This is a genomic window from Vibrio sp. Makdt, assembly GCF_027587015.1.
Taxonomy (GTDB): Bacteria; Pseudomonadota; Gammaproteobacteria; order Enterobacterales; family Vibrionaceae; genus Vibrio; species Vibrio chagasii_B.
Genome location: NZ_JAPPTH010000001.1, coordinates 349,998 through 362,230, shown reverse-complemented (window position 1 = coordinate 362,230; position 12,233 = coordinate 349,998). Strand labels below are relative to the sequence as shown.

The 12,233-nt window shown below is 45.3% G+C and carries 13 protein-coding genes; 9 read left to right on the top strand and 4 right to left on the bottom strand.

The features are described from left to right. Positions 1-825 carry an ABC transporter ATP-binding protein gene (locus tag OH460_RS01600; RefSeq protein ID WP_004736926.1) on the bottom strand — a complete coding sequence of 275 codons (825 nt, stop codon included), beginning with the start codon at positions 823-825 and terminating at the stop codon, positions 1-3. 362 nt (positions 826-1,187) lie between these two features. Between OH460_RS01600 and OH460_RS01595 the strand changes: the two genes are divergently transcribed. Beyond that, the gene (locus tag OH460_RS01595; protein WP_004736928.1) at positions 1,188-1,382 is read left to right on the top strand and encodes a PA3496 family putative envelope integrity protein; all 195 of its coding nucleotides are present in this window, start codon (positions 1,188-1,190) and stop codon (positions 1,380-1,382) included. A 189-nt stretch (positions 1,383-1,571) separates the two neighbouring features. Further along, a complete protein-coding gene (locus tag OH460_RS01590; RefSeq protein WP_269994444.1) occupies positions 1,572-2,132 on the top strand; it encodes an NADAR family protein in 561 nt (186 codons plus the stop codon). 125 nt (positions 2,133-2,257) lie between these two features. Here the strand turns inward: OH460_RS01590 and OH460_RS01585 are convergent, their stop codons facing one another. Continuing rightward, positions 2,258-3,016: a substrate-binding periplasmic protein gene (locus OH460_RS01585; RefSeq protein WP_171730291.1), complete on the bottom strand. Its 759-nt coding sequence runs from the start codon at positions 3,014-3,016 to the stop codon at positions 2,258-2,260. A gap of 88 nt (positions 3,017-3,104) precedes the next feature. On the opposite strand from OH460_RS01585, the gene OH460_RS01580 reads away from it, so the two are divergent. Continuing rightward, on the top strand, positions 3,105-5,489 hold the full coding sequence (locus OH460_RS01580; protein WP_269994440.1) for a response regulator: 2,385 nt from the start codon (positions 3,105-3,107) through the stop codon (positions 5,487-5,489). A 98-nt stretch (positions 5,490-5,587) separates the two neighbouring features. Here OH460_RS01580 and OH460_RS01575 read toward each other — a convergent pair whose 3' ends face one another. Beyond that, positions 5,588-6,316 carry a UTRA domain-containing protein gene (locus tag OH460_RS01575; RefSeq protein WP_269994438.1) on the bottom strand — a complete coding sequence of 243 codons (729 nt, stop codon included), beginning with the start codon at positions 6,314-6,316 and terminating at the stop codon, positions 5,588-5,590. A 211-nt stretch (positions 6,317-6,527) separates the two neighbouring features. Here OH460_RS01575 and OH460_RS01570 point away from each other — a divergent pair, with 211 nt between their 5' ends. Genes OH460_RS01570 through OH460_RS01545 form a run of 6 tightly spaced genes read left to right on the top strand, consistent with a single transcriptional unit; the run spans position 6,528 to position 11,883 of the window. After that, the gene (locus OH460_RS01570; protein ID WP_269994436.1) at positions 6,528-7,631 is read left to right on the top strand and encodes an ABC transporter substrate-binding protein; all 1,104 of its coding nucleotides are present in this window, start codon (positions 6,528-6,530) and stop codon (positions 7,629-7,631) included. 33 nt (positions 7,632-7,664) lie between these two features. Further along, a complete protein-coding gene (locus OH460_RS01565; RefSeq protein WP_061033992.1) occupies positions 7,665-8,528 on the top strand; it encodes an alkaline phosphatase family protein in 864 nt (287 codons plus the stop codon). Then, positions 8,525-9,418 carry an ABC transporter permease gene (locus tag OH460_RS01560; RefSeq protein ID WP_061033993.1) on the top strand — a complete coding sequence of 298 codons (894 nt, stop codon included), beginning with the start codon at positions 8,525-8,527 and terminating at the stop codon, positions 9,416-9,418. The genes OH460_RS01565 and OH460_RS01560 overlap by 4 nt, the downstream gene beginning before the upstream one ends. Continuing rightward, the gene (locus tag OH460_RS01555; protein WP_269994431.1) at positions 9,418-10,203 is read left to right on the top strand and encodes an ABC transporter permease; all 786 of its coding nucleotides are present in this window, start codon (positions 9,418-9,420) and stop codon (positions 10,201-10,203) included. The genes OH460_RS01560 and OH460_RS01555 overlap by 1 nt, the downstream gene beginning before the upstream one ends. Further along, positions 10,203-11,222 (top strand): ABC transporter ATP-binding protein, encoded by a 1,020-nt coding sequence (locus OH460_RS01550; RefSeq protein ID WP_269994429.1) that lies wholly within the window; start codon positions 10,203-10,205, stop codon positions 11,220-11,222. Before OH460_RS01555 ends, OH460_RS01550 begins: the two co-directional genes overlap by 1 nt. Before the next feature lies 1 nt (position 11,223). Continuing rightward, positions 11,224-11,883, top strand: coding sequence for an HAD family hydrolase (locus OH460_RS01545; RefSeq protein WP_269994427.1), 660 nt, complete (start codon positions 11,224-11,226; stop codon positions 11,881-11,883). A gap of 99 nt (positions 11,884-11,982) precedes the next feature. Here OH460_RS01545 and OH460_RS01540 read toward each other — a convergent pair whose 3' ends face one another. After that, on the bottom strand, positions 11,983-12,171 hold the full coding sequence (locus tag OH460_RS01540) for a hypothetical protein (protein WP_269994425.1): 189 nt from the start codon (positions 12,169-12,171) through the stop codon (positions 11,983-11,985). Positions 12,172-12,233: the final 62 nt, after the last annotated feature.

The window sequence follows — 12,233 nt, the reverse complement described above, 5'->3', positions numbered from 1 at the left end:
CTAGCACGCTGTGGCGTGAGCATGTTCGTGAATATTAGGGAATGAACTCCACAGCTTTTGGGTGTAGGAGTGCTGAGGGTTATTGCGAATCTCATAGGCTTGATTGACTTCAACTATCTTGCCATGACGCATAATGGCAATGCGGTCACACAGCTGGCTCATCAGGGCTAAATCGTGGGTGATAAACAGGATTGAGAAGCCGAATTCTTCTCTGAGTTGATGTATTTGTTGCAATATTTCTCGTTGAACGACGACATCCAAAGCCGTAGTTGGCTCATCCATGATGATCAGTTTGGGATTGAGCGCGAGAGCAATCGCAATCACTAATCGTTGACGCATACCGCCGCTAAATTGATGAGGGTATTCGGTCAGGCGATGGCGAGGAATATTCACTAGGTCGAGCAGCTTTTCTGCGCGGTCCTTGGCTTGTTCATCACTCATTCCTTTGTGGTGGCGTAGTACGTCAGCAAATTGTTCTTCGATAGTTAATACAGGGTTGAGTGAGTTCATGGCACTCTGGAACACCATGGCGATCTCACTCCAGCGTAATGTATTAAGCTGGCTGTCAGATAGTCTCAGTAGGTCTTGTCCATCAAAAAGTATTTGACCGCCAGAGATGAATGCGGGCGGCTTGTGAAGTCGGTTAATAGCAAATGCGATGGTGCTCTTGCCACAACCTGACTCGCCGGCCAGGCCAAAGATTTCTCCTTGCCCTATGCTAAAGCTGACGGACTTTACGGCATTGAAGTCACCGTCGTCGGTGATGTAGTCGACGCATAGATTCTTCACTTCAAGAAGCGGTGTATCTGGATTTTCCATAGACATGATTGATACTCAGTTATGATATTGATAACCATTATCATTAACATGTGTTGGATTTAGTGAAAGCGATCAGCGCAAAAACAATGAAGTGCCTCGAAATTTATCTTGGAGAATTTCAGGAATTTTCAGGGTAAAACAAGAAATGAGAGGGAGGAAAGTGAGAGTTGGATCAAACCACATTTCTTATGGGGAATCTTTTAAATGTAATGGCAGAAAATGGCTTTGGCAAAGTTTAAATGAGCCATTTATTAATTAGCTTTGTGAAGCGTCGGAATCATCACATTTCAGTGCAGAATTTCTTAACAAGCGAAATAGCATTTGCTACAGATTACCTGTCCATTACATGGTGCTTTTCGGAGGAAAACATGTCCATTAATTCTATCAACCATGATGAAATGACAAATATTGCAAACAAGTGGGATGCTGAAGAAGAAGTATCTTTCAAACCAGAAAAGAAAATGAAGTCCGCTGAAGCTCGTCGTCGTATCGAGGCTCTAAGAGAAATTAGAGAAAGCGGTTTGAGTCTGGAAGAAGCGAGGGAGCTGGGTCTTATTCACTAATATCCCCAATTGCATTTAAGAGGGTGGCTCAGTGCCACCCTTTGATTTATAGTTACTTTATTTACTGCCTACCCCATTCAAGCTGGCTTCCTAACTTTGTTTGGTCGCTATTCAATCGTATTACTCCTCTCTGTAACTCTCTTTCTACGTATAAAAACAGGCTTAAGGCATACTCTTGAACTAAGTTGTTTGACAGCAATATGTGACGCCACTAATTTTAAAGGCAAAGCAAAAATATGCGATGTCATTGGTAAGGAGAAGGCTATGTCGAATTCTGTGGCTCAAGCTGAAGAAGTCTTGTTTTATGAACCAGAAGATCCGAATGGATATTTGTCTAATTTTGCAGCTTGTCCTATCAAAGTGGATGGTCAAGTTTGGGCAACCAGTGAACATTACTATCAGGCGATGAAGTTTGTTTCACCAGCACTTAGAAACATGATTCTTGAAGCCTGCACACCCGCAGAAGCATTTTCATTAAGCCGCCAATATGAAGACCAAGTTCGAGACGATTGGTACGATGTTCGTGTTGAGGTGATGCGTTTCATTGTCACCGAAAAGTTTAAACAGAACCCACAATTTGCTCTGTTCCTGACGGGAACTGGTGACTCAGTGATCAAGGAGCACTCACATAAAGACCCTTTTTGGGGGGATGGGGGAGACGGAAGTGGTGAGAACCATTTGGGTGAGATTCTAATGGCAGTACGCCAACAACTTCGTACCCAACAACTGCACTTGATCACATCACATTAAGCACACATTAAAAAGGCCGCTCTGGTTAGCTTGTGCGCTAAAAACAGAGCGGCCTTTTGTATTTCTGTAGTTCCGGTATCCGAAGTCGCTAGAGTGCGCTAACGAGCCACAGATTGACGCTAGTACTATAAGTAACTTTGGACGATGTCATCGAGCTGCCCATCGTCTTTCATTTGGTCTAGGCGTTGGTTAATAAAAGTCTCGAGCTTAGGATCCATTTCTGGGTCGAAAGCTAAATGAATAGGGTAGTTGTTGATGATGGAACCAAAATCCTGCATTTGGTAATCATCAATGCTTAGCTTCTGTTCGTTGAGGTTGTATTTGATTCGTGATTCCATTTCGACAAACACAGTATCACCAGGTGCTCGGTTCAGGACACGAAACGCTGCGGTGTAATCTTTTACTCGGATCTCATTGAGCTTACCTTGTTGGATGTAAGGCTCTAAGTTTGGATATTCAAATCCCACCAGCAATACCACAGCCTTGCCATCTAAATCGTCAATCGTATTGAACTCGAACGGCTTTTTACCGCTACTCAGCAATACGTGTTTTACATTGTAAATTGGCTCTTCAGATAGGTTGACTGATTGGATGTTCCCCCAGCTAGGGCTGCCGTAAGTTACCCAATTTGGGTTCTCTCTCGCATCTAGCTTGTCAATCATTCGATTAAAAGGGTAGGTATGGTAGTTAATCTCGTACTGGCTATCGTCAAACACTGCTTCAACAATATCAGAAACGATTCCTCTGTGGGATGACCCGTCAGTTTCTATCTGAAAAGGTTGCGCTTGGCTCGCAATAATGTAGTAGTGAAGAGGTTCGCTTGAGAAAGCATAACTGCTTGAAAACAAACTGACTATGGATGCAACGATAAGATGTTTTTTCATAACCTTCCCTAGTTATTTGATGAATGACTACTACTATACTAGTTGAGTAATTGTAGTTTACTAAGATAACAACATTGGTAATTTTTATATGGTGAAAAAAGGAAAACGCTATATTGGACTCTCTCGACAGTTGATCGGGGCCATCATTGCTATCAGTACCTTATTCACAGTTATAGTGACAGGTCTGGGGCTGTATGTGGAGTACCAAAATCGAGTTTCTTTTATTAGTTCTCAGATCGAACAGGTTAAAGCAGGCTACCTTTCTGGTTTGACGTCAAGTTTATGGGTTGAAGATCGTGCTCAGTTGTTTGTGCAAGCAGAGGGCATCTCCCGCCTTCCTTCTGTCAGTTACCTCCTTATCGAAAGCCCTGATGAAAAAATCTTAGAGCTTGGCAGCCCAACGACAGGGCAGTCATATTCTCAGTCATGGGAAATGGTGTATCAGATGGGGGGCAAAGACTTCCCACTGGCCACCCTCACGGTGCAATCCGATTTAAGTATGATCCTCAATGACTTCGAAGAACGAGTACTGTTGCTACTCGCTTTTGAAGCCGTGAAAATCTTTTTGCTGTCATTGGTCTCTTTGGCCATTGTTTATCGCTTGGTTGTCAAACGCTTAATGACCATGTCCTCTCAGATAAACGAGCAGCAAGTTGAAGACAATAAACCACGTTTTTTAACGCCAACCGACTCTACTTATAAAGATGAAATATCGACGTTGGAAAACAGCTACAACCAATCAATTGAACGCATTCGTCAACAGTATCAAGAGTTGATTAAAGCCAAAGAGACGGCTGAAGTTGCTAACCGCAACAAGAGTGAATTTTTGGCTAACATGAGCCACGAAATCCGCACTCCAATGAATGGAATTATCGGACTTTCGTCTCTGCTTTCAGAAATGGATATGCCGAAAGAGCAAAAAGAGTACGTCAACATGCTCAATACCTCTTCGTTAACTCTTCTGGACCTTATTAACGACATCTTGGATTATTCGAAAATTGAAGCGGGACGTTTAGAGCTTCAACAAGAACCGATGAAAATGATGGGCATTGCGGCTGATGTTGAGTCGACGTTCAGAGTGAAAGCTGAGCAAAAAGGGCTTCGATTCCAACTAGCGATAGATCCTAAGATCCCAACCATGGTGATTGGTGACGGTACTCAATTAAGACAAGTCCTAAATAACTTAGTGGGTAATGCTATTAAATTTACCGAGCGAGGTCATGTGACGCTTTCTCTTCGTTTAGAGCAAGTGATCGAGCCTGAGCAAAAGTTGAGAGTTCGATTTGAAGTTGCTGACAGCGGTATTGGTATCGCAGAAGACAAACAAAAATCGGTATTTGATAAGTTTCAGCAGGCTGATGGCAGCACCACGCGCAATTACGGTGGTACAGGGTTGGGCTTGACCATATGCGATAAGATTGTGACCTTAATGGGCAGCAAGCTTGAGCTAACCAGTATTGAAGGCAAGGGCAGTACGTTTTACTTTGTAGCTGACTTTGATCCGTGTTTGGAGATCGACGAGAGCAATATCGATTTCAATAAGGTATCGGTGTTGCTAGTGGATGATAGCCAACTGAACATGCGTATTACATCGACACAGCTACAATCGTTTGGTGTGTCCTCTACATGCTGTGAAACCGCAACCCAAGCGTTAGAGCTCGTTTCAGAGTCTGTCGAAAACGCTTCACCTTACGACATAGTGTTGATTGACAAAGTGATGCCTTCTATCGACGGGTTCCAGCTTGCAAGAAACCTGATCGAGCGGCTCGGCAAAGCCTGCCCTAAGCTTGTTATGATCTCTGCTGACCCTCGAAAGCAAGACGAAATGCATGCTAAGCAAGTGGGTTTTATTGCCTACATTGCTCGCCCGTATCAAGATAACCAGCTTAAATGGACCATCAGTGAGGTGTTAGCGAGAACAGCTGAAACCGAGACCTTTACCTATCCAAATCGAGGGGAGGTGGCGTTTAAGGACAATGAGCCTGTACCAACCACTAAACCAGCGGTGGTGGCGAAAGAGAGCGTCAAGGCTGAAGAGTCTAAGCCTGAAACCGCGTTATTTGGCGGTAAAGTTTTGGTGGTAGAAGACTCCAGAGTGAACCAGCAAGTTGCCAAGATGATGCTCAAAAAGCTTGGTTTTGAGGTGGACATTGCTGACAACGGTAAAGTCGGAGTCGATAAGTTTAAGCATAATGAGTATCAGATGATCTTCATGGATTGTCAGATGCCAGTTCTTGATGGTTTTGAAGCGACGAAACAAATTAGAGCGCTCGAGGAAGGGACGTCGAAACATATTCCTATCGTGGCTCTGACAGCCAACGTGGTGCAGAGAGATAAGCATTTATGTTTTGACGTGGGTATGGATGAGTTTTTACCTAAACCCGTGAACCAAGGTAAATTGAGAGAGATTGTCGCGAGTTTTTTGTCTGATAAGAGCGAACTAACAGGCGAAAGTGAGCAGAAGATTGTTTAGTCCGCGCGCCATAAAATCTCATCGTTAGAACCCAAAACTCCGACCTAATCCGTCGGAGTTTTTGTATATGTAGGGTGACCCTTTTAACGGATGCGGCACTAGCCAATGCTATCGATGTGGATCACTACTGAGTCTGGTCGCCAGTATTCTAGTTCGCAGTCCATCAACTCACCATCTTGTTTGTAGTTCACTCGGCAGATCTTTAACACTGGCTGGCCCTCAGCTAAGTTTAACGCCTTAGCGACATAGGCTGGGGCTGAAGTGGGAATGACATCAAAGCGCGAACGTTTGGTCTCATAGCCATACTTCTCTCTATAAATACCTGTTAGTGACATGGTGAGGTTTTCCGACAATATCTTTTCAAATAGGGGCGCTTTTAATACGTTTTCGACGAACAGTACCGCTCGGCCATCAATAAAGCGTAATCGCTCAATCACATGTATTGGCGTTATCTCCTCTATCTCTAATGCTTTGGCGTAATCGCCTGCCGCCATCTCTGTGCGAGTGCTTAACAGTCGTGTTTCTGCAATGCGATCTTGTTCGCGAATCATTTGATGAAAGTGAGAGCGAGACAATGGGTTGTAGCGAATACGTTCGGGTGACACATACCAGCCTCGGCGCTCCTCTCGGTATATCAGACCTTCAGTTTCTAACGACACCAATGCATCTTTGAGCGTGATTCGTGTGGTGGAAAACAGTTCGCTGAGCTCTCGTTCGGATGGCAGTTTTTGTCCCTCGGTGAAGATACCTGATTGAAGTTGTTCTCTGATGCTCGCCTTAATTCTACCTAGCTGTGTCCCTGATTGAGCTGTTGCCAATGTTCTCATTACTGATCTAGTCCATAAGTTCGTGTGCTCAATAAGGTAAACCATGGAGTTAACAGGAATGTGACAGTAAACAAAGGCTTACTGTCATACGAGTGAAATATAACTGCCACGAAAATGCACTCTAACTGTCAAATAAGTTGCGCGAAAGCGTCACACTCTGGCGATAGCATACAAAACGAACTTACTGACCTAGTCCAGAGGGATAGAGACAATGAAAACTTTGCTTAGCCGTTCAAATGTATCGCCAGCCAAACTGATTGGTTCACCTGCAAAATTAATCGGCGCAACGCTAATAACGGCAACACTTTCAATGCCAGCGATGGCGAAGGATGCTGATCTTGAGTCACTGATTGAAGCCGCTCAAAAAGAGGGTGCGGTTTACAGTGTGGGTATGCCAGACAGTTGGGCAAACTGGAAAGGCACATGGGCTGATCTGAAAGCAAACTACGGTTTGAAGCATCAGGATACAGACATGAGCTCGGCACAAGAGATCTCGAAATTTGAAGCAGAGAAAAGAAACGCAACCGCAGATATCGGTGACGTTGGTTTCGCCTTTGCACGTGTTGCGGTGAAGAAAGACGTGACTCAGCCATACAAGCCAACGACTTGGAATGATATTCCAGACTGGGCGAAAGACAAAGATGGTCACTGGGCTCTGGCTTACACAGGCACTATCTCGTTCATCTCAAACAACAATCTTGTTGAAGATGCACCAAAATCTTGGAGTGACCTACTAGAAGGCGACTACAAAGTTACTGTTGGTGACGTAGGCGTAGCAGCGCAAGCAAACAACGCGATTCTCGCCGCTGCATTTGCTAACGGCGGTGACGAGTCGAACCTAAAGCCTGCGATTAAATTCTTTGGTGAGCTAGCGAAGCAAGGCCGCCTATCTTACACCGATCCAAGCACTGCGAACCTTGAAAAAGGTGAAGTGGAAGTAGCGATCATGTGGGATTTCAATGCACTGAACTACCGTGACAAGATTGACCGTGAGCGCTTTACTGTAAATATTCCACAAGATGGTTCAGTGATCTCTGGTTACACCACCATCATCAATAAATACGCAAAGAACCCGAATGCAGCGAAGCTAGCTCGTGAATACATCTTCAGCGACCAAGGCCAGATCAACCTAGCACAAGGTTACGCGCGCCCAATCCGTAGCAACGTGACGCTACCTCAATCAGTACAAGACAAGCTGATCTCGAACGAGCAATACAGCAACGTTCATCCCGTCACTGACTTCTCAGCATGGGAAAAATCAGCACGTCGTCTGCCGCGCCAATGGCAAGAAAGCGTCTTGATTCACCAGCAGTAATCCATATTCAAAACAAGCAACAGAGAATAGACCATGAGCAATAAGGTTATCCTTGTTGTTCTAGATGGACTGAATTATCAGGTAGCCCGTGATTGCATGGGCTACCTGAACGGTCTTCTAGAACTGAGTGATCTTCATGAAAAACAAGGCGATTCGCTAAACATGAGCACGCAGAAAAACAAGCTGCGCGCGACGCTTTACCCAATGCAGTGTGAGCTGCCGTCCATGTCACGTCCGTTGTATGAGTGCATCTTAACTGGAGTCCGCCCCGTTGAGAGTGGCATCGTTAACAATCAAATCGTGCGTTTGTCGAATCACGAGTCGATCTTTAGCTTGGCTAAATCGCAGGGCAAAGTGACGGCTGCAGCCGCATATCACTGGGTGAGCGAGTTGTATAACCGAGCACCATTTGACGCTGTCCGTGACCGATTTACCAACGACGAAACCATGAACATTCAACACGGTTGTTTCTACCATTGGGACCACTACCCAGATGAAGCCTTGTTCTTGGATGCTGAGCACTTGCGTGTCACTCATCAGCCGGACTTCTTACTGATCCACCCAATGAACATTGACGACATGGGTCACAAGCACGGGTTGGACTCTCGCCAATACCGCAATAGTGCACGTGGCGCGGATATTTACCTATCGAACTACCTTGAGAAATGGGTTGACGATGGTTATCAGGTGATCATCACCAGTGACCACGGCATGAACAATGACTTATCGCACGGTGGCATTCTGCCTGAAGAACGTGAAGTGCCATTCTTTGTGATTGGCGATAAGTTCACACACCAAGCCTGTTCAGTGAAACAGACTGATATTTGCGGCAGCGTGTGTCAGCTACTCAACCTTGAACACGATAAATCTTACACTCAGGAATTGTTGGCCCTATGAGCAGTTCTGTAATCACGCAGAGCGATGGCTCTGCCCTTAAACCTCAAACCAAATCTTGGTTCAAACGCTTCAAGCCCGCTTTGTGGCTTGCGCCTTTCGCACTGTTTTTCTATCTGTTCCAGCTGGCACCTATGGTTTGGGTGCTGATCAACAGCTTCTTCTACGACGATGAGCTTTCCTTAGAAAACTATTCTGAAATATTCGACTCTGCTTTCATGATGCAGGCCTTTGGCAACAGTTTATGGTTGTCTATTTGGTCGAGCATTGTTGGCTTGGCGATTGCGACTCTGCTCGTTTCTTCATTGCGCCGCGTTGATTCTAAAATCCGCGATGCGGTGATTGCTTTCACTAACATGAGCAGCAACTTCTCTGGCGTACCTTTGTCGTTCGCCTTCATCATCATCTTAGGCACTAACGGTGCAATCACCTTATTGCTCAAGCAGTACGGATTGCTGGGGGACTTCGACTTGTACGGCAAGTGGGGCTTACTGGCGATTTACATCTACTTCCAGATTCCACTGGCGGTGTTGTTGCTGTATCCAGCGTTTGATGCCCTTAGTGATGACTGGCAAGCCGCCTCAGCACTGCTTGGTGCGAAAACCTGGCAATACTGGACCAAAGTTGCGCTTCCTGTGCTGTCTCCGGCCTTATTTGGCACATTCATCATCTTGATTGCTAATGCGATTGGTGCGTATGCGAGCGTGTATGCGCTGACCTCGGGCAACTACAACGTGATTACGATTCGAATCGCGAGCTTGGTATCGGGCGATTTGTTCCTAGAACCTAATCTAGCTGCGGCGATCTCCGTGATTCTGATGGCGATGCTGGCCTTCATCACAGTGATTAACCAATGGCTGATCAGCAAAAGCTACGCAGGGAAGAGAAAGTAATGAATACTGTAAATACTCACTTTCATAAAACCGTGGTCTATTCGATCGTTGGCATCATGATGCTCCCGATCTTAGCGACCTTCATCTACTCGATCTCTTCACGTTGGGGCGCGACAATCCTGCCTGACGGTTTTACTCTGGATTGGTACATCAATCTGCTGACGGATCCTCGCTTCTTACAAGCCTTTGGCCGTTCACTGTTTATCTGTGTGGCGGCGCTGTCACTGAGTGTGGTGTTGGTTTTGCCTGCGATTTTCGTGGTGTTTTACTATTTCCCGAAACTCGACAAGGTCATGAATATCCTCATCTTATTGCCATTTGCTGTGCCGCCTGTTGTGTCGTCGGTGGGCTTACTTCAGCTGTATGCCGATAGCGAAATCTCACTGATAGGTACACCATGGATTCTGATTGGTACTTACTTCACCATCGCGTTGCCATTCATGTATCGCGCAATTGCCAACAGCTTTGAAGCAATCAACCTGCACGACTTGATGGACGCGGCTCACCTGCTCGGTGCAAGCACTACTAAGGCGTTCTTGTTGATTATTCTGCCAAATCTTAAGAAAGGCTTAATGGCGTCGCTGTTCTTGTCGTTCTCGTTCCTGTTGGGCGAGTTTGTGTTTGCCAACATCTTGGTGGGTACACGTTACGAGACACTGCAAATCTACCTATACAACATGCGTCAAACCAGTGGTCACTTCACGTCAGCCCTTGTGATGACGTACTTCCTATTTATTTTCTTACTGACTTGGTTGGCAAGTCGTTTCAGCCAGGGAACCAAATAATGAGCTATGTAAATGCGAAAAACCTCACCAAGCGTTTTGGTGACAACACAGTATTTGAAGACATTGAATTCTCCATCGAGAAAGGTGAATTCATCACGCTACTTGGCCCGAGTGGCTGCGGTAAATCAACGTTGCTACGTAGCTTAGCAGGCCTAAATCCAGTCGATGGTGGCGAAATCTGGGTGAATGGTGAAGAGATCACTCACCAAGTGCCGCAAGAGCGTGGCATCGGTATGGTGTTTCAATCTTATGCGTTGTTCCCGAATATGACGGTTGAGGGCAACATTGCGTTTGGCCTTAAGATGAAAAAGCTTGCCGCTGACGAGATAAAGCGCGAAGTCGCGAAAGTGATTGGGCTGGTGGATTTAACGGGCAAAGAGAAGTTCTACCCGCATCAGTTATCGGGCGGTCAGCGTCAGCGTGTGGCTTTGGCAAGAGCCTTGGTGGTCAAGCCGCGTATTCTATTGCTCGATGAGCCACTTTCAGCTCTGGATGCGAAGATTCGTAAACATCTGCGCCAACAGATCCGAGACATTCAAAAAGAGATGAACCTGACCACGATCTTCGTGACTCACGATCAAGAAGAAGCGATGATCATGTCTGACCGTATCTTCTTGATGAATAAAGGCGAGATCGTGCAAGCGGGAACACCTGAAGAGATCTACACTCAACCAGCCAATGAGTTTGTGGCAGGGTTCATGGGACACTACAACTTGGTACAAGCGAACAAGGCTAAGCAGCTGTTTAATATTGAAACCGAGTGGAAAGTGGCGATTCGACCTGAATCTATCTACGTTAAAGAGCAAGGCCGACAATATGGCGAACATATCTCTGCGCCAAAAACCGGCACCATTCGTAACCACCAGCTGTTGGGCAACGTGATTCGCTACCAAGTGGATGTCGATGAGTGCGAGCTAACGGTCGACCTACTTAACCGTTCTTCTGAACGACTATTGGTAAACGGCAGCCAACTTGAACTCCTGTTTAACCTGAACGAAATTCAACCTGTGAGAGCCTAAGATGTTCAAACCTTTGTATGTATTCGATATGGACGAAACGCTGATCAACGCTGATGCAGCGATGCTTTGGAATAAATTCTTGGTTGAAAAGGGCATTGCTACAGCATCGAACTTTATTGAAGAAGACCAGCGCTTAATGGGCTTGTATTCGGAAGGTAAGCTGAACATGGAAGACTACCTTGCGTTTGCTATGGAGCCACTGGTTGACATACCAACTGAGCAAGTTACCGCCTTGGTTGAAGAGTGTGTTGAGCAGCATATTTTACCTAAGCAGTTCAAACAGTCGAAACCATTGATAGAGCAGCTGGAGCGTGATGATATCGACATGTTGATCATCTCGGCGAGCGTCACTTTTTTAGTAGAAGCAGTGGGTCGTAAGATTGGTATTGAGAATGCACTCGGTATCGATTTGGTCGAAAACCAAGGCCGTTTTACTTCTCAAATATTAGGCGTGCCAAGCTATCGTGAAGGTAAAGTTACCCGTTTGAAAGAGTGGTTAGACAATCAAGAAACTAACTATTCAGACATTCACTTTTATACAGATTCAATCAACGACTTACCTTTGTGTGAACACGCTGATTTTGCGTACCTAGTGAATCCATGCCCGCGTTTGAAAGCATTAGCCGATCAACCGAATTGGTCGATTTTAAACTGGGATTAACGTGAATCCTATATTCGAATTAGCTTCGTTTTAGAACTTATCAAGCCGCTGACTACAGCGGCTTTTTGTTTGCCAGTGAATGAGATTTGATGGAATTATCTAGTCTGTACTTTCCATTGAAAATCTCAGATGTAACAACTTAACAACATCTCTTGCTTGGTTGTAAATCAAACCACCATCTTTCAATCCCTTGATAGCGCTAACTTTCTTGTTATTAGAGATTGTGTGTAACAAATATTTTACAATTTGACAGGTTTTTAGCGTGATTGCCCATTTCTCTCCATCCATTCCAATCTGTCGGCTTGTGAGCCAAATTTAATTAAGGACAAAAAACACACAACCATTTCATA